13 protein-coding genes are annotated in these 17,592 nt (G+C 58.0%); 10 read left to right on the top strand and 3 right to left on the bottom strand.

All coding sequences use genetic code 11. From position 1 onward, the window contains the following. Positions 1-109: 109 nt before the first annotated feature. Together mgtA and U5A05_RS08205 are read left to right on the top strand one after the other, a co-directional pair. Positions 110-2,824: a magnesium-translocating P-type ATPase gene (gene mgtA, locus U5A05_RS08210; RefSeq protein WP_261741609.1), complete on the top strand. Its 2,715-nt coding sequence runs from the start codon at positions 110-112 to the stop codon at positions 2,822-2,824. A gap of 95 nt (positions 2,825-2,919) precedes the next feature. Beyond that, complete coding sequence (locus U5A05_RS08205) at positions 2,920-4,566, top strand: Na/Pi cotransporter family protein (protein WP_321836083.1); 1,647 nt, start codon at positions 2,920-2,922, stop codon at positions 4,564-4,566. Positions 4,567-4,618: 52 nt separating this feature from the next. On the opposite strand, the gene clpA is transcribed toward U5A05_RS08205, so the two are convergent. Both clpA and clpS read right to left on the bottom strand, forming a co-directional pair. After that, a complete protein-coding gene (gene clpA, locus U5A05_RS08200; protein ID WP_261741607.1) occupies positions 4,619-6,889 on the bottom strand; it encodes an ATP-dependent Clp protease ATP-binding subunit ClpA in 2,271 nt (756 codons plus the stop codon). Between the two features lie 29 nt (positions 6,890-6,918). Next, positions 6,919-7,281 carry an ATP-dependent Clp protease adapter ClpS gene (clpS, locus tag U5A05_RS08195; RefSeq protein ID WP_261741606.1) on the bottom strand — a complete coding sequence of 121 codons (363 nt, stop codon included), beginning with the start codon at positions 7,279-7,281 and terminating at the stop codon, positions 6,919-6,921. Between the two features lie 226 nt (positions 7,282-7,507). Between clpS and U5A05_RS08190 the strand changes: the two genes are divergently transcribed. Beyond that, positions 7,508-7,786 (top strand): cold shock domain-containing protein, encoded by a 279-nt coding sequence (locus U5A05_RS08190; RefSeq protein WP_261741605.1) that lies wholly within the window; start codon positions 7,508-7,510, stop codon positions 7,784-7,786. A 75-nt stretch (positions 7,787-7,861) separates the two neighbouring features. Here the strand turns inward: U5A05_RS08190 and icd are convergent, their stop codons facing one another. Further along, entirely contained in the window at positions 7,862-9,118 is a 1,257-nt protein-coding gene (icd, locus tag U5A05_RS08185; RefSeq protein WP_261742398.1) for an NADP-dependent isocitrate dehydrogenase, read from the bottom strand. Between the two features lie 463 nt (positions 9,119-9,581). Between icd and U5A05_RS08180 the strand changes: the two genes are divergently transcribed. The 7 genes from U5A05_RS08180 to U5A05_RS08150 all read left to right on the top strand — a co-directional run bounded on the left by U5A05_RS08180 (position 9,582) and on the right by U5A05_RS08150 (position 17,425). Next, positions 9,582-11,807 (top strand): NADP-dependent isocitrate dehydrogenase, encoded by a 2,226-nt coding sequence (locus U5A05_RS08180; protein ID WP_321836082.1) that lies wholly within the window; start codon positions 9,582-9,584, stop codon positions 11,805-11,807. Between the two features lie 196 nt (positions 11,808-12,003). Continuing rightward, positions 12,004-12,450, top strand: a complete 447-nt coding sequence (locus U5A05_RS08175; protein ID WP_261741603.1) for an NUDIX hydrolase — start codon at positions 12,004-12,006, stop codon at positions 12,448-12,450. 59 nt (positions 12,451-12,509) lie between these two features. Next, a complete protein-coding gene (mnmA, locus tag U5A05_RS08170) occupies positions 12,510-13,643 on the top strand; it encodes a tRNA 2-thiouridine(34) synthase MnmA (RefSeq protein WP_261741602.1) in 1,134 nt (377 codons plus the stop codon). After that, a complete protein-coding gene (gene hflD / locus U5A05_RS08165) occupies positions 13,640-14,263 on the top strand; it encodes a high frequency lysogenization protein HflD (protein WP_261741601.1) in 624 nt (207 codons plus the stop codon). Before mnmA ends, hflD begins: the two co-directional genes overlap by 4 nt. A 126-nt stretch (positions 14,264-14,389) precedes the next feature. Then, positions 14,390-15,760 carry an adenylosuccinate lyase gene (gene purB, locus U5A05_RS08160; protein ID WP_261741600.1) on the top strand — a complete coding sequence of 457 codons (1,371 nt, stop codon included), beginning with the start codon at positions 14,390-14,392 and terminating at the stop codon, positions 15,758-15,760. An 83-nt stretch (positions 15,761-15,843) separates the two neighbouring features. Then, complete coding sequence (locus U5A05_RS08155; RefSeq protein WP_261741599.1) at positions 15,844-17,010, top strand: ribosomal protein uL16 3-hydroxylase; 1,167 nt, start codon at positions 15,844-15,846, stop codon at positions 17,008-17,010. After that, positions 17,003-17,425, top strand: coding sequence for a GNAT family N-acetyltransferase (locus U5A05_RS08150; protein WP_261741598.1), 423 nt, complete (start codon positions 17,003-17,005; stop codon positions 17,423-17,425). Before U5A05_RS08155 ends, U5A05_RS08150 begins: the two co-directional genes overlap by 8 nt. Positions 17,426-17,592: the final 167 nt, after the last annotated feature.

Genomic DNA, 17,592 nt, shown 5'->3' with positions numbered 1-17,592 from the left:
ACTTCATTAAAACCGATTGCGAAGTTTGCGACTCGGCATACATTGGCTCGCCTTTAAATAGGTAAGCCAACGTATGTTTGGTCAAGAGTTGGCGACAGGAGTTCTCATCATGAGCGCCGTAAAAAACACTAAAGTTCGAGACAAGAACAGCACCAGCGACAGCAACAAACTGTCCATGCGTGCCGCTCGGGAAGCACAAAACGGTCTCTCGGCCACTCTGGCCAATGTCCGCGCCACAACTGCCGGCCTGACCGAGCAAGACGCCGCCGAACGCCTGCAGACAGATGGCTACAACGAGGTGGCTCACGACAAACCGCCTCACGCCATCGTGCAGTTCATGCTGGCCCTGCATAACCCGTTCATCTATGTACTGCTGACCCTGGCCGTTATCAGCTTTTTCACCGACTACTGGCTGCCAGAGCGCGATGGCGAAGAAAGCGACCTGACCAAAGTCATCATCATTGGTTTGATGGTTGGCCTCAGCAGCTTGCTGCGGTTCTGGCAGGAACATCGCTCGGCCAAGTCCGCCGAAGCCCTCAAAGCCATGGTCCGCACCACCGCCACCGTTGTACGGCGGGATAAAACCGGCGGCAAGACTTCGGTGCATGAAGTGCCGATGCGCGAGCTGGTGGCCGGGGATATCGTTCAGCTGTCGGCTGGCGACATGATCCCGGCGGATATTCGCCTGATCGAATCCCGCGACTTGTTTATCAGCCAGGCAGTCCTCACCGGCGAAGCCTTGCCCGTGGAGAAATACGACACCTTGGGGGATGTCACACAAAAGTCCGCCTCCAGCACCGCTGCCGATCAGAGCAACCTGCTGGACTTGCCCAACATCTGCTTTATGGGCACCAACGTGGTCAGCGGCACCGCCCGCGCCGTAGTGGTCGCCACCGGCCCGCGCACCTACTTTGGCTCACTGGCCAAGGCAATCGTCGGCTCTCGCACGCAAACCGCGTTCGACCGTGGGGTCAACAGCGTCAGCTGGCTGCTGATCCGCTTCATGCTGGTCATGGTGCCGATCGTGTTTTTCCTCAACGGCTTTTCCAAGGGCGATTGGGGCGATGCCTTTATGTTTGCCCTGGCAGTGGCGGTCGGCCTGACCCCGGAAATGCTGCCAATGATTGTCAGCGCCAACCTGGCCAAGGGCGCAACCGCCATGGCCAAGCGCAAAGTGGTGGTCAAGCGCCTGAATGCGATCCAGAACCTGGGCTCCATGGATGTGCTGTGCACCGACAAGACCGGCACCCTGACCCAGGATCACATCATCCTTGAGCATCACGTCAACCCCAGCGGCAAGCGTGATGAATCGGTACTGGCTCTGGCCTGGCTCAACAGCCACTTCCAAAGCGGCATCCGCAACCTGATGGATCAGGCGGTGGTGCAATTTGCCCAACAGGACTCCAGGTTCAACGCTCCGCTCAACTACAGCAAGGTGGATGAGCTGCCCTTTGACTTCGTCCGTCGGCGCCTGTCGATCATCGTCAAGGACACCCAAGGCGACCACCTGTTGGTGTGCAAGGGCGCTGTTGAAGAAATGCTCGGCATTGCCACCCATGTGATGGAGGGTGATACCACCGTCGCCCTGGACCCTGCACGCCGCGAGCAACTGCTGGCACTGGCCACCGAATACAATGAGGACGGTTTCCGGGTATTGCTGGTCGCCACCCGCGACATCCCCAAGGCCCAGGCGCACAAGCAATACAACACCGCTGACGAGCGGGATCTGGTAATCCGCGGCATGCTCACCTTCCTTGATCCGCCAAAAGAAACCGCAGGCCCGGCGATTGCAGCCCTGCGGGACATCGGCGTAGCGGTCAAGGTGCTGACCGGCGACAACGCCGTGGTCACCAGCAAGATTTGCCGTCAGGTCGGCCTGGAACCAGGCGCGCCATTACTCGGCCCGGAAATCGAGGCGATGGACGACGCCGCGCTGCAACTGGAGGTCGAGCAACGCACCGTATTCGCCAAGCTCACCCCGCTGCAGAAGTCCCGTGTACTCAAAGCACTGCAAGCCAACGGCCACACCGTAGGCTTCCTTGGCGACGGCATTAACGATGCCCCAGCCCTACGTGATGCCGACGTGGGTATCTCGGTGGACAGCGGCACGGACATTGCCAAGGAATCGGCCGACATCATCCTGCTGGAAAAGAGCCTGATGGTTCTGGAAGAGGGTGTGCTCAAAGGTCGCGAGACATTCGGCAACATCATGAAGTACCTCAACATGACCGCCAGCTCCAACTTCGGCAACGTGTTCTCGGTACTGGTGGCCAGCGCCTTTATTCCTTTCCTGCCGATGCTGTCGATTCACCTGCTGCTGCAAAACCTGATGTACGACATCTCCCAGCTGGCATTGCCGTGGGACAAGATGGACAAGGAATACCTGCAAAAACCACGTAAGTGGGACGCGAAAAATATCGGGCGTTTCATGATCTGGATCGGGCCAACTTCGTCGATCTTCGACATCACCACATTTGCCCTGATGTGGTACGTGTTCTCGGCCAACAGCGTGGAAATGCAGACCCTGTTCCAGTCCGGCTGGTTTATCGAGGGGCTGCTCTCGCAAACCCTGGTCGTACACATGCTGCGAACCCGCAAGATCCCGTTCATCCAGAGCACCGCCGCATGGCCGGTGACCATGATGACCATCATTGTGATCGTGCTGGGGATCTACGTGCCGTTCTCGCCGCTGGGTACATTGGTTGGCCTGGAGCCGCTACCGCTGTCGTACTTCCCTTGGCTGGTAGCCACCCTGTTCAGCTACTGCTGCGTCGCGCAACTGATGAAGACCATCTACATCCGCCGTTTCAAGCAGTGGTACTGACTTGAATCGCCATGGGCTGGCGCCTTATCGCGCCAGCCCATGCCTTCGTATTACGACCTCGTAAGACATGAATGCTTGTTTTGTGGAGATTCCTTATGTCGGGAACCACTCTGTTACTCAACCTCGCGGGCGCCATCGCACTTTTGCTCTGGGGCACCCATATGATTTCCACAGCCCTGCTGCGCGGATTTGGCACCCAACTGCGCAACTGGATGGGGCGCAACCTGAATAACCGCTGGATGGCACTGATTTCCGGAATCGGTATTACCGGCGTATTGCAAAGCAGTACAGCGGTCAGCCTGATGGCAACCTCGTTTACCGCAGCTGGCACCCTGAGCCTGGCACCCGCCCTGGCGGTGATGCTGGGGGCCAATATCGGCTCGACTCTGGTGGTGCAACTGCTGAGCTTCGATACCTCGCTGGCGATGCCGATCATCCTGCTGGTGGGCTTTATTGTGTATCGCTTGCGCGATGATTCGCGCTACGAAAGCGTCGGCTGCGCGCTGATCGGCCTGGGCCTGATGTTGCTGGCCCTGAGTTTGCTCAGTGCTACCCTGGCCCACATGGAGGCGACTTCGGTGTTTCGCGCCATCATGCATAGCCTGGAAGGCGACTTGATCATAGCGGTGATCGCCGCAGTACTACTGACCTGGATCTGCCACTCCAGCGTCGCAGTGGTGCTGCTGATCGCCTCTTTGGCAGGCGCAGGCATGATGACACCCGTGACCGCCATTGCCCTGATGCTCGGTGCCAATATCGGCGGCGCCTTGCCATCGGTGTTCAGCGCCAGCTCGCCTGTTGCACGCCGCCTGCCTGTGGGCAACCTGCTGATCCGCCTGCTGGGCACCGTGGTGTTGCTGCCATGCCTGGCGCTGATTGCCAACTATCTGGCCCGAACTGATATCGGCCCGGCGCACATGGTGGTGTACCTGCACACCGCGTTCAATCTGGTGCTGGCAGTGGTGTTTATCGGTTTGACCGAGCCCTGCGCACGCCTGCTGACCCGCCTGTTTCCTCAGCAAGATCCGCCAGCGGACCCTGGCATGCCACAGTATCTGGACGAAGCCGGGCTGGAAGTGGCCAATATAGGCCTGTCCAATACCGTGCGCGAAGCCTTGCGCCTGGCGGACATGACTTCACTGATGCTCAATCAGGTCCTGCAACTGTTTGAGAAGGTCGATCAGCAGACAATGAACGAGGTGCGGCAACTGGATCACTCCATCGACCTGCTAAGTGCAGCGATCCGCGCCTATCTTGCCGATATCGGCCACGACGGCCTGAGCGATGACGATGCCGATCGCGCCCAGGAAATCCTGATGTTCGTAATCAACCTGGAACATGCCGGGGACATTCTCAACAACCTGGCGCAACTGGCCGTACGCAGGACACGCCGAGGGGAGCGCTTTTCTTCTTTCGAGCTGATGCATATCCAGGCCATGCACCTGGCACTGCTGGAGAGCCTGAACCTGGCCATTACCGCGTTTTTAAGCGAAAACGCAGCCGCAGCCGAGGCCTTGATCAACCACAAGGAAACCGTACGCAAACTGGAGGCCAGGGCTAGCCGCGAGCACTTTCGCAAGTTGCAGAATGACAAGACGGCCTGGGCCGAATCCGGGGATATTTTCCAGCGGGTGCTGCGCGACTACCGTCGTGTCCATCACCATATTGCCGCTTTGGGCTACCCGGTGCTGGAGCGCCACACCGAGCACAACCCAGCGGCGAGCCTGAGCCCGACCAGCTAGCTGCAGACAGCAAAAAGGCGCCCGAGGGCGCCTTTTTTACTGCTGTGTTACATCAAGCCATTTCGACTGCGGTTTCATACTCGAAGGTCAACTCGCCATTTTCCAGGTCGATGTGTACCACACCGCCATGGTCGGCCAGTTCGCCAAAGAGGATTTCCTCGGCCAGCGGACGCTTGATCTTGTCCTGAATCAAACGCGCCATCGGACGAGCCCCCATCAGTGCGTCATAGCCACCCGCGGCCAACCAGCCACGCGCCGCGTCCGACACCTCAAGCTGCACGTGCTTGTCTTCCAGCTGCGCCTGCAGTTCGGTAAGGAACTTGTCCACCACATGCTTGATGACCTCGTGACTGAGGCGACCAAACTGAATGATGGTGTCCAGGCGGTTGCGGAACTCGGGAGTGAAGCTCTTCTTGATCGCTTCCATCGCATCGGAAGCATGATCCTGATGAGTAAACCCGATCGAAGCCCGAGAAGCTGTTTCAGCACCCGCGTTGGTGGTCATGATGACGATCACGTTGCGGAAGTCCGCCTTGCGCCCGTTGTTATCGGTCAGCGTGCCGTGGTCCATGACCTGCAACAGCAGGTTAAAGACCTCGGGGTGCGCCTTTTCGATTTCATCGAGCAACAACACACAATGCGGCTGCTTGGTGATGGCTTCAGTCAGCAAACCACCCTGATCGAAACCGACATAGCCCGGAGGTGCACCGATCAGACGCGATACGGTGTGGCGCTCCATGTACTCGGACATGTCGAAACGGATCAGTTCGATGCCCAGGGCCTTGGCCAATTGGCGCGCAGCCTCGGTTTTACCGACACCGGTCGGCCCTGCGAACAGGAACGAACCCACAGGCTTGTCTGGCGACTTGAGCCCGGCACGGGACAACTTGATCGCGGTGGACAACGAATCAATCGCAGCATCCTGACCGAACACGGTCAAACGCAGGTCGCGCTCAAGGTTGCGCAACAGTTCCTTGTCCGAGACAGAGACGTGTTTTGGCGGAATACGGGCGATTTTCGCAACGATGTCTTCAACTTGCGCGACTTCGATGCGTTTAACCCGCTTCTCGACCGGCTGCAGACGCTGATAAGCACCCGCCTCGTCGATCACATCAATGGCCTTGTCCGGCATGTGCCGGTCGTTGATGTAGCGCGACGCCAGCTCAGCCGCCGCACGCAGGGCCTCATCGCTGTACTCGATGCCGTGATGCTGTTCAAAGCGACCTTTAAGCCCGCGCAGAATGCCAATGGTGTCTTCAACCGAAGGCTCGGACACGTCGACTTTCTGGAAGCGGCGCGCCAAGGCGCGGTCCTTCTCGAAAATTCCGCGAAATTCCTGGAACGTAGTGGAGCCGATGCAGCGAATGTCGCCCGAAGACAACAAAGGCTTGAGCAGGTTGGAGGCATCCATCACGCCGCCAGACGCAGCGCCCGCACCAATAATGGTGTGGATTTCATCGATAAACAGAATCGCCTGCGGGCGTTTTTTCAGCTCACCGAGCAGCGCCTTGAAACGTTTCTCGAAATCGCCGCGGTATTTGGTACCCGCCAGCAAAGCGCCGAGATCAAGGGAGTAGACGATGCTGTTCGCCAGCAGGTCAGGCACCTGATTGTCGACGATGCGCTTGGCCAGGCCTTCGGCAATTGCGGTTTTACCCACACCAGCCTCACCGACCAGCAACGGGTTATTTTTACGCCGACGCGCCAGAATCTGGGCAACGCGCTCAACTTCCATCTCGCGCCCTACCAGCGGATCGATCCGACCCTGGCGGGCCAACTCGTTCAGGTTGCTGGCGTAGGCGTCCAGAGGATTGCTTGAAGATGACGATTCGCCGCCCTCTTCATCCTGCATTTCATGTTCGCCATCAGAGTGATCACCATGCCCCGGCACCTTGGAGATGCCGTGGGCAATAAAGTTGACCACATCAATACGGGCAACGCTCTGCTGCTTGAGCAGAAACACGGCCTGGCTTTCCTGCTCGCTGAAAATCGCAACCAGCACATTGGCGCCAGTCACTTCACGCTTGCCGGAGCTTTGCACGTGGAATACAGCACGCTGCAAGACCCGCTGAAAACCCAGGGTTGGCTGAGTTTCGCGGTCTTCGTCGTGGACGGGAATCAGGGGAGTCGTGGAATCAATAAACTCTTGCAGGTCATGCTTGAGTTTGTCGAGGTTTGCGCCACAGGCGCGTAGAACGGTTGCGGCTGCCTCATTATCCAAAAGCGCTAAAAGGAGGTGCTCAACCGTCATGAACTCATGACGTTTGGAGCGCGCTTCCTTGAAGGCAAGATTGAGGGTGACTTCGAGCTCGCGATTTAACATGGCTTCACCTCATACCCAAGTGGTCGGCGTTAACCGTCCTTCTCGATTTCACAGAGTAGCGGATGCTGGCTTTCACGCGCGTACTGGTTTACCTGCATGGCCTTGGTCTCGGCGATATCGCGGGTAAAAATGCCGCACACGGCCCGTCCTTCTGTATGGACGGCCAGCATGACCTTGGTCGCCAATTCGCGATTCAAGTTAAAAAACACCTCAAGTATTTCGACAACGAAATCCATGGGTGTGTAGTCATCGTTAAACAAAACCACCTTGTACATCGGCGGCGCCTGAAGCGCAGGCTTAGCCTCTTGCACAGCCAAGCCAGCGGAGTCTTCGTGATCAAAATCGGACTGATCCTGATTGAATGTTAGTCGAGTCTGGCTGATTGCATGCATGGAAAAAAAGGTTCGTCGTAGGTTGTGCAAATACAGTGATGGAGGCGAAGGTGTCAAATTGCAACAGCGCCGCCGCGTGACCTTGACTATCGGTAAAACGGTGTTACAACCATTAATGCCCACAGTGGGAAAAATGGTCCGCACAGTCAACCATATTTACTGGTTTCTGTGCGAGTGAACTGGATGATACTCCAGTGATGGAGTTTTGCAGCAGAGGGATATGAGTATGCAAGGCAAGGTCAAGTGGTTCAACAACGCCAAGGGCTTCGGCTTCATTAATACGCAGGCCAAGGAAGGCATCGATGAACACGGAAACCCGATTGACTTTTTTGCGCATTTTTCGGCAATCCAGATGGACGGTTACAAGACGCTCAAGGCTGGCCAGCCCGTGAGCTTCGAAATAATCCAGGGCCCCAAAGGCCTGCATGCCGTTGAGATCACTAACGCCCAGGGCCCCGTCACCGCCCTTGCGAATGCGCCAGAGGTAACCAGCCTCTCAGTCTGACCCCCCGGACTCGCCGCAAAAAAAACCGGCCGATTCAAACACTCGAATCGGCCGGTTTTTTTATGCCTGCTCAGTTCACATATGAGCGATCAGCGCATCGCCGAAGCCCGACGACGAAACCAGCGTTGCACCTTCCATCAATCGTTCAAAATCGTAGGTCACGGTTTTGGCCGAAATCGCGCCATTAGTCCCCTTGATGATCAGGTCGGCAGCCTCGATCCAGCCCATATGCCGCAGCATCATTTCCGCAGACAGGATCAAGGAACCCGGGTTGACCTGATTCTTGCCCGCGTACTTGGGTGCCGTGCCGTGGGTGGCCTCGAACATGGCAATGGTGTCCGACAGGTTGGCGCCCGGCGCAATACCAATACCGCCCACTTCGGCGGCCAAAGCGTCGGACAGGTAATCACCGTTCAGGTTGAGCGTCGCAATCACGTCATATTCCGCAGGACGCAACAGGATTTGCTGGAGCATGGCATCAGCAATCGCATCCTTGACGATTACATTGCGTCCGGTTTTAGGGTTCTTGAACTGCATCCACGGCCCGCCATCGAGCAAGGTCGCGCCGAATTCTTCAGCCGCCACTTCATAGGCCCACTCCTTGAAGGCACCTTCGGTGAACTTCATGATGTTGCCTTTATGCACGATGGTCAGCGACTCACGGTCGTTATCAACCACGTATTGCAGCGCCTTGCGCGCCAGGCGCCGGGTGCCTTCCCTGGATACCGGCTTGACCCCGATCCCGCAGTCCTGGTCAAAACGGATCTTGGTCACGCCCATTTCTTCTTTCAGAAACTTGATCACCTTGATTGCTTCAGGCGAGCCAGCCTTCCATTCGATTCCGGCATAAATGTCTTCGGAGTTTTCGCGAAAGATCGTCATGTCGACGTCGCCCGGCTTTTTAACCGGGCTAGGCACACCTTCAAACCAGCGCACCGGGCGCAAACATACATACAGATCGAGCTGCTGGCGCAGGGCCACGTTCAGCGAGCGAATGCCTCCGCCCACAGGGGTTGTCAGCGGGCCTTTGATCGAGACCACGTAATCCTTTACCGCATCCAGGGTTTCCTGAGGCAGCCAGGTGTCCTGGTCGTAGACCTGGGTGGCTTTCTCCCCTGCATAGACTTCCATCCAGGAAATCTTGCGCTTGCCGGCGTAGGCCTTGTTCACTGCCGCATCGACCACCTTGATCATCACCGGACTGATGTCGACACCGATGCCATCCCCTTCGATATAGGGAATGATGGGGTTGTCGGGAACATTGAGCGAGTGATCGGCGTTGACGGTGATTTTTTCACCTGCGGCTGGAACCTTGATCTTGTTGTATCCCATGCTGAACTCCATTTGTGGGTGGAACATCATGCCGATCCCGAGCGTAACCCAGTTAAATCAGCACGCAAACCGAATGTTCAGAACGCATGATTGCAACCTCGACCGCCCCCCTTTGCAACCCCGTAAACATTGGATAAAACGCCAAAAACAAGGGCATTTTGACGCAGGGTCTTAGACCAATGGATGATTCGTGATAGGCCGCACCCCTCGCAGGAACATTAGTGACCTATGTATACTGCGTCGGTGACCACGGAGTCACTGTGAAACACCTACTGGAATGAGTCTTTCAGGCCTAGAAAGGCTGAGCCGTTACCCCGGCTCGACCGCTTGACGCTCTACTGATGCATTCACATCACCGCGAAGAACCTCGACTTTCGGCTCATTGTTCACTGTGAACGAAAGCGCCTACCCTGCGCATCTCGAGAATCTGAGCACGCTCAGCAAAGAAGAGAGTTAATCCGAAATGCCCAACCGTTCGAAGATCATCTATACCTTCACCGACGAAGCTCCGGCGCTCGCCACCTATTCACTGCTGCCTATCATCGAAGCCTTCACTGCGCCCGCTGATATTGCTGTTGAGACGCGTGACATCTCTCTTGCAGGTCGCATCCTTGCCAGCTTCCCCGAGCAATTGGGTGCCAAGGCTGTAGCTGACCACCTCGCCGAACTGGGCGCTCTGGCCGTTACTCCTGAAGCCAACATCATCAAGCTGCCTAACATCAGCGCCTCGGTCCCGCAATTGCAGGCCGCGATCAAGGAACTGCAATCGCAGGGCTTTGATATCCCGGACTACCCGGAAACCGTGACCACTGACGCTGACAAAGAAGTCAAAGCGCGTTACAGCAAAGTCATGGGCAGCGCCGTAAACCCGGTTCTGCGCGAAGGCAACTCTGACCGCCGCGCACCGCTGTCGGTCAAGAACTACGCTCGCAAGCACCCGCACAAAATGGGCGCCTGGGCTGCCGACTCCAAGTCGCACGTTGCTCACATGAGCGAAGGCGACTTCTACGGCAGCGAAAAAGCCGCCCTGATCGAAGCACCGGGCAGCGTTAAAATCGAACTGATCGCTCAAGACGGCACCACTACCGTCCTGAAAGAAAAAACCGCCGTTCAGGCCGGTGAGATCATCGATTGCTCGGTCATGAGCAAAAAAGCCCTGCGCGAGTTCGTAGCGGCCGAAATCGAAGACGCCAAAAAACAGGGCGTGCTGTTCTCGGTTCACTTGAAAGCCACCATGATGAAGGTCTCCGACCCGATCATGTTTGGCCAGATCGTGGCCGAGTTCTACAAGGATGCGCTGGAAAAACACGCAGACATCCTGAAAGAAATCGGTTTCAACCTGAACAACGGTATCGGCGATCTGTACGCTCGCATCAAGGCGCTGCCAGCCGAGAAGCAAGCTGAAATCGAAGCCGACATCGAAGCCGTATACGCCAACCGCCCTGCACTGGCGATGGTCAACTCGGACAAGGGCATCACCAACCTGCACGTGCCGAGCGACGTTATCGTCGACGCCTCGATGCCAGCCATGATCCGTGACTCCGGCAAAATGTGGAACACGCAAGGCCAGCTGCAAGACACCAAGGCCCTGATCCCGGATCGCTGCTACGCCACGATCTACCAGGCGACCATCGAACACTGCCAGAAGCACGGCGCGTTCGATCCGACCACCATGGGCAGCGTGCCAAACGTTGGCCTGATGGCGCAAAAAGCCGAAGAGTACGGCTCCCACGACAAGACCTTCCAGATCAAGGCCCCTGGCGTTGTTCGCGTAACAGACAGCAACGGCAACGTGCTGATGGAACAGAAGGTTGAAGAAGGCGATATCTGGCGCATGTGCCAGGCCAAAGACGCGCCGATCCGCGACTGGGTCAAACTGGCCGTCAACCGTGCTCGCGCCAGCAACACCCCGGCCATATTCTGGCTGGACCCACAGCGCAGCCACGACGCCGAAATGATCAAAAAGGTAGAAACCTACCTGAAGGACCACGACACCAGCGGTCTGGACATTCGCATCATGGCGCCAGTAGATGCCATGAACTTCACCCTGGAACGCACCCGTGCGGGCCTGGACACCATCTCGGTGACCGGCAACGTACTGCGCGACTACCTGACCGACCTGTTCCCGATCATGGAACTGGGCACTAGCGCCAAGATGCTGTCGATCGTTCCGCTGATGAATGGCGGCGGTCTGTTTGAAACCGGCGCAGGCGGTTCGGCTCCAAAGCACGTGCAACAACTGCTGGAAGAAAACTTCCTGCGTTGGGACTCGCTGGGTGAATTCCTGGCACTTGCCGCTTCCCTGGAGCACTTGGGCACGACCTACAACAACCCGAAAGCGTTGGTGTTGGCCAAGACTCTGGACCAGGCCACCGGCCAGTTCCTCGACAACAACAAATCGCCATCGCGCAAAGTCGGCAACATCGACAACCGCGGCAGCCACTTCTACCTGGCGCTGTACTGGGCTCAGGCCCTGGCTGCCCAGACTGAAGACAAAGAACTGCAAGCCCAATTTGCTCCTGTAGCAAAAGCCATGGCCGAGAACGAGGCAAAAATCGTTGCCGAACTCAACGCCGTGCAGGGCAAGCCGGTCGACATCGGTGGTTACTACCACGCCGACGCCGACAAGGTGAGCAAAGTAATGCGCCCTAGCGCCACGCTGAACGCGATCATCGCCTCACTGGTGTAAGAGCAACAGAGCAACACCACAGACCCCGGCCCACGATGCCGGGGTTTGTGTTTTTACGTCCCTCACAAACCCTGTGGGAGCGAGCCTGCTCGCGAATGTCGTGAACGACCGAGTATTTAGTGGATAATCGCAGCGCTCTTGAAAATTTCGCGAGCAGGCTCGCTCCCACAGATTAATCACCCTCGAGACCCACCCCATGGAATGGAAACCCCACATCACCGTCGCCACAGTCGTTGAAGACAATGGCCGCTTTCTGATGGTTGAAGAGTTAAAACGCGAACAGGTCGTACTTAACCAACCGGCCGGGCATCTGGACCCGAACGAGAGCCTAATCGACGCCGCCATCCGCGAAACCCTCGAAGAAACCGGCTATGACGTGGAACTGACCGGCGTAATCGGCATTTATTTGTACACCGCCCCCAGCAACGGCGTGACCTACCAGCGCATCTGCTTTGCCGGCAAGGCCGTCAAGCACCACCCGGAATACCAACTGGACACTGGCATCATCGGCCCGCTCTGGCTAACCCGTGACGAGCTGCTGGAGCAGCGCGAACGCTGGCGCAGCGAGATGACCCTGCAGTGCATCGACGATTATCTGAGCGGTAAATTGTTCGACCTGTCGTTAATCCGCCCTTCGGTTTAGCCTTGAGCGCCTGGGCCTGCTAGAATCGCGTCCTTTTTCAAGACACTCATTGAAACCTTATGCGTGATCCAGCCTTAGTCGCCCCCGAAAAGCAGCGCGTCATTGTCGGTATGTCCGGCGGTGTCGATTCTTCCGTGTCCGCCGTTCTGCTCATGGAGCAGGGCTACCAGGTGGAAGGCCTGTTCATGAAGAACTGGGAGGAAGACGACGGAACGGATTACTGCACCGCCATGGATGATCTGGCAGACGCCCAGGCCGTGTGCGACAAAATTGGCATCAAGCTGCACACTGCCAATTTTGCCGCCGAGTACTGGGATAACGTGTTCGAGCACTTCCTGGCCGAATACAAGGCCGGCCGTACGCCGAACCCGGACATCCTGTGCAACCGTGAAATCAAGTTCAAGGCGTTCCTCGACTACGCCCTGATGCTCGGCGCCGATCTGATCGCCACCGGCCATTACGTGCGCCGTCGAGACATTGATGGCCGTACCGAGCTGCTCAAGGGCCTGGATCCGAACAAGGACCAAAGCTACTTCCTGCATGCCGTCGGCGGCGAGCAAATCGCCAAGACCCTGTTCCCGGTCGGCGAGCTGGAAAAACCCGAAGTGCGCAGGATCGCTGAAAAACACGATCTGGCCACGGCGAAGAAAAAAGACTCCACCGGAATCTGCTTTATCGGCGAGCGCCGCTTCAGCGACTTCCTCAAGCAATACCTGCCGGCACAGCCCGGTGAAATCAAAAACACCGAAGGCGAAGTCATCGGTCGCCACCACGGCCTGATGTACCACACCATCGGTCAGCGTCAGGGCCTGGGCATTGGCGGCTTGAAAGACGCCAGCGACGAGCCGTGGTACGTGCTGATCAAAGACCTGGAGCACAACGAGCTGATCGTCGGCCAAGGCAATGATCACCCGTGGCTGTTCTCCGGCGCCCTGCTCGCCTCCGAGATTTACTGGGTCAACCCGATTGATCTGAGCACCCCGCTGCGCCTGACAGCCAAGGTTCGCTATCGCCAAGGCGATCAGCCCTGCACCCTGGAAAAAACCGCCACCGGCTATCGCGCAACTTTCGATGACCCGCAGCGCGCAGTCACTCCTGGCCAGTCCGTGGTGTTTTACGATGGCGAAGTCTGCCTGGGTGGCGGCGTGATCGAAGTGGCCGAGCCCTGGTCCAGCAAGGGCAAGCGCCCATGAACCCGACTCAGGAGCAACTGGTAGCCCTGGGCGGCGTGTTTCTCGCAGCCGTACTGGTGGACAAGATTGCCAAGACCGGACAGGTCAGCGAAGCCGATCTGAGCTGCATGCTCGGCAGCCTGCTGGTGCGCGACCCTAAAGACACCCTGGAAGTGTTTGGCGGTGACGACATCAACCTGCGCGAAGGCTATCGTGCCCTGATCGGCGCCCTTGAGCGCGATCCCAACACCTTGCAGCGCGAGCCTTTACGCTATGCGCTGTCGATGCTCGGCCTTGAACGTCAACTGGCCAAGCGCAACGACATGCTGGAACTGATCGGCAAACGCTTGCCGCAGATCCAGTCCCAGGTCGAGCATTTCGGCCCGGCCCACGAAAACGTGGTCGCTGCCTGCGGCGCACTGTATCAGGACACCCTGAGCACCTTGCGCCAGCGGATCCAGGTGCATGGCGACATGCGCAACCTGCAGCAACCGAACAACGCCTCAAAAATTCGCGCTCTGCTGCTGGCCGGTATCCGCTCAGCACGGCTTTGGCGCCAATTGGGTGGCCACCGCTGGCAGCTGGTCATCAGCCGCCGCAAGCTGCTCAAAGAGCTTTACCCGATGCTGCGCGGCAACTGAAGCACGCAGCAGGCACAGGTTTAAATTCGATACGCGTATGACGCCGGTCACTTGGCAACGGACCGGCCGTTTTTTTCATGTATGATACGCGCCCCATTTCGTTGCCCGACTGTCCGAGAACACCCCATGAAGCTCTCTTCGCTCACTGCGGTTTCCCCTGTTGACGGCCGCTACGCCGGCAAAACCCAGGCCCTGCGCCCAATTTTCAGCGAATACGGCTTGATCCGTGCTCGCGTTCTGGTTGAAGTTCGCTGGCTCCAGCGCCTGGCTGCTCACGCTGCCATCCCTGAAGTCCCGGCCTTCTCCGCCGAAGCTAACGCCGTTCTCAACGAACTGGCAGAAAACTTCGCTCTGGAGCACGCCGAGCGCGTTAAAGAGATCGAGCGCACCACCAACCACGACGTAAAAGCCATTGAGTATCTGCTCAAGGAACAGGCCGCCAAGCTGCCTGAACTGGCCAACGTCAGCGAATTCATCCACTTTGCCTGCACCAGCGAGGACATCAACAACCTGTCCCACGCCCTGATGCTGCGCGAAGGCCGTGATGACGTGATGCTGCCGCTGATGCGTCAAACCAGCAACGCCATCCGCGAGCTGGCAATCAAGTTCGCCGACGTGCCAATGCTGTCGCGCACCCACGGTCAGCCGGCTTCGCCGACCACTTTGGGCAAGGAACTGGCCAACGTGGTTTACCGTCTTGAGCGTCAAATCGCTCAAGTGGCTGCTGTACCACTACTGGGCAAAATCAACGGCGCCGTGGGCAACTACAACGCCCACCTGTCGGCCTACCCCGATATCGACTGGGAAGAAAACGCCCGCGCCTTTATCGAAGACGAACTGGGCCTGGGTTTCAACCCGTACACCACCCAGATCGAGCCGCACGACTACATCGCCGAACTGTTCGACGCCATCGCCCGTTTCAACACCATCCTGATCGACTTCGATCGCGATATCTGGGGCTACATCTCCCTGGGCTATTTCAAGCAGCGCACCATCGCTGGCGAAATCGGCTCCTCGACCATGCCGCACAAGGTCAACCCGATCGACTTCGAAAACTCCGAAGGCAACCTGGGTATCGCCAACGCCCTGTTCCAGCATTTGGCCAGCAAGCTGCCAATCTCTCGCTGGCAGCGCGACCTGACCGACTCCACCGTACTGCGCAACCTCGGCGTGGGCTTTGCTCACAGCGTGATCGCGTACGAGGCAAGCCTCAAAGGCATCAGCAAACTTGAGCTGAACGCTCAGAAAATCGCTGCCGACCTAGATGCTTGCTGGGAAGTCCTGGCTGAACCGATTCAGACCGTAATGCGCCGCTACAACATTGAAAACCCGTACGAAAAGCTCAAAGAGCTGACCCGCGGCAAGGGCATCAGCCCTCAAGCGCTGCAAACTTTCATCGACGGCCTTGAAATGCCGGAAGCGGCCAAAGCCGAGCTGAAACTGCTGACCCCTGCCAACTATATTGGCAACGCGGTCGAGCAAGCCAAGCGCATCTGATCGCTGCAACGACCTATTAACGCCCGGCCGTGCCGGGCGTTTTTATTCCCGATTACAAAGTGCATTTTTTCAATAGGTTACACATGAATCCTGATATTCCTCTTCAACTTCTGGGCGGCATCACTGCACGCGAGTTCATGCGCGACTACTGGCAGAAGAAGCCATTGCTGGTCCGTCAGGCCATTCCTGACTTCGAAAGCCCGATCGACGCCGACGAGCTGGCCGGTCTGGCACTGGAAGAAGAAGTCGAATCGCGCCTGATCATCGAACACGGCGAGCGCCCATGGGAATTGCGCCGCGGCCCGTTCGCCGAAGACGAGTTCGGCAAACTGCCAGAGCGCGAGTGGACCCTGCTGGTGCAAGCGGTTGACCAGTTCGTGCCGGAAGTCGGCGAGCTGCTGGAAAACTTCCGCTTCCTGCCAAGCTGGCGCATCGACGACGTGATGATCAGCTACGCCGCCCCCGGTGGCAGCGTGGGTCCGCACTTCGACAACTACGATGTGTTCCTGCTGCAAGGCCACGGCCAGCGCCACTGGCAGATCGGCCAGATGTGCGACTCCGAAAGCAAGCTGCTGGAACATGCCGACCTGCGCATCCTGGCCGACTTCCAGGCCACCGACGAGTGGACCCTGGAGCCTGGCGACATGCTTTACCTGCCACCGCGCCTGGCTCACTGCGGCGTTGCCGTGGACGACTGCCTGACGTACTCGGTAGGTTTCCGCGCCCCGAGCGCCGCCGAAGTGCTGACCCACTTCACCGACTTCCTCAGCCAGTACCTGCCGGATGAAGATCGCTACACCGACGCCGATGCACAGCCGGTAAGCGACCCGCACCAAATCCAGCATGACGCCCTTGGCCGCCTCAAGAGCCTGCTGACCGAGCACATGAGCGACGAGCGCATGCTGCTGACCTGGTTCGGCCAGTTCATGACCGAGCCGCGCTACCCGGAACTCGTGGTCGGCCCTGAACTCGAAGAAGAAGACCTGCTGGGCAGCCTGGAACAGGGCGCCATCCTGATTCGCAACCCGAGCGCACGCCTGGCCTGGTCTGAAGTGGATGAAGACCTGCTGTTGTTCGCCAGCGGTCAAAGCCGCCTGCTGCCAGGCAAACTGCGCGAGCTGCTGAAAATGATCTGCGCCGCTGACGCGCTGCACACCGACAACCTCGGCGCATGGCTGGCCGATGAAGACGGACGCAACCTGCTCTGTGAGCTGGTCAAACAAGGAAGCCTGGGGTTCGCTGATGAATAGCATTCACGTACGTGTCGCCGACTGGCAAAAGGACAACGCCGAACTTCGACGCATTCGTGAGGCGGTGTTTATTGCCGAACAATCTGTACCTCCAGAACTGGAGTGGGATGCAGACGATGCCGATGCTGTGCATTTTCTGGCTTATGAAGGCGACTTTCCGATTGGTACTGCCCGGCTGTTGCCGGACGGCCATATCGGTCGTGTATCGGTCCTCAAGGACTGGCGCGGCCTGAAAGTCGGCGATGCGCTGATGCAAGCCACGATCGAAGAGGCTGAAAAGCGCGGCCTGAAGCAGCAAATGCTCAGTGCACAAGTGCATGCCACGCCGTTCTACGAGCGCTTGGGCTTCAAGATCGTCAGCGCAGAATTCCTCGAAGCAGGGATTCCCCATGTTGATATGGTGCGTGCGAGCTGATTTGCGCAAACCTGTGTAGCTGCTGCCGCAGGCTGCGATGGGTTGCGAAGCGACCCTGATGTTGAAGGGCCTTTAGCCTTTATCGCAGCCTTCGGCAGCGGCTACAAAAGCCTATTCCAAAACGCCCTGCCATCCCCGGATCGCAGGGCGTTTTGCTATCTGGCACA

The sequence above is a fragment of the Pseudomonas kulmbachensis genome (assembly GCF_963681935.1).
Taxonomy (GTDB): domain Bacteria; phylum Pseudomonadota; class Gammaproteobacteria; order Pseudomonadales; family Pseudomonadaceae; genus Aquipseudomonas; species Aquipseudomonas kulmbachensis.
This window is presented reverse-complemented; position numbering and strand designations above follow the sequence as displayed.

Bases quoted from the DNA above. Each gene is read 5' to 3' on its own strand.
- mgtA (WP_261741609.1), top strand. From the start codon at position 110: ATGAGCGCCGTAAAAAACACTAAAGTTCGAGACAAGAACAGCACCAGC.
- U5A05_RS08205 (WP_321836083.1), top strand. From the start codon at position 2,920: ATGTCGGGAACCACTCTGTTACTCAACCTCGCGGGCGCCATCGCACTT.
- clpA (WP_261741607.1), bottom strand. From the start codon at position 6,889: ATGTTAAATCGCGAGCTCGAAGTCACCCTCAATCTTGCCTTCAAGGAA.
- clpS (WP_261741606.1), bottom strand. From the start codon at position 7,281: ATGCATGCAATCAGCCAGACTCGACTAACATTCAATCAGGATCAGTCC.
- U5A05_RS08190 (WP_261741605.1), top strand. From the start codon at position 7,508: ATGCAAGGCAAGGTCAAGTGGTTCAACAACGCCAAGGGCTTCGGCTTC.
- icd (WP_261742398.1), bottom strand. From the start codon at position 9,118: ATGGGATACAACAAGATCAAGGTTCCAGCCGCAGGTGAAAAAATCACC.
- U5A05_RS08180 (WP_321836082.1), top strand. From the start codon at position 9,582: ATGCCCAACCGTTCGAAGATCATCTATACCTTCACCGACGAAGCTCCG.
- U5A05_RS08175 (WP_261741603.1), top strand. From the start codon at position 12,004: ATGGAATGGAAACCCCACATCACCGTCGCCACAGTCGTTGAAGACAAT.
- mnmA (WP_261741602.1), top strand. From the start codon at position 12,510: ATGCGTGATCCAGCCTTAGTCGCCCCCGAAAAGCAGCGCGTCATTGTC.
- hflD (WP_261741601.1), top strand. From the start codon at position 13,640: ATGAACCCGACTCAGGAGCAACTGGTAGCCCTGGGCGGCGTGTTTCTC.
- purB (WP_261741600.1), top strand. From the start codon at position 14,390: ATGAAGCTCTCTTCGCTCACTGCGGTTTCCCCTGTTGACGGCCGCTAC.
- U5A05_RS08155 (WP_261741599.1), top strand. From the start codon at position 15,844: ATGAATCCTGATATTCCTCTTCAACTTCTGGGCGGCATCACTGCACGC.
- U5A05_RS08150 (WP_261741598.1), top strand. From the start codon at position 17,003: ATGAATAGCATTCACGTACGTGTCGCCGACTGGCAAAAGGACAACGCC.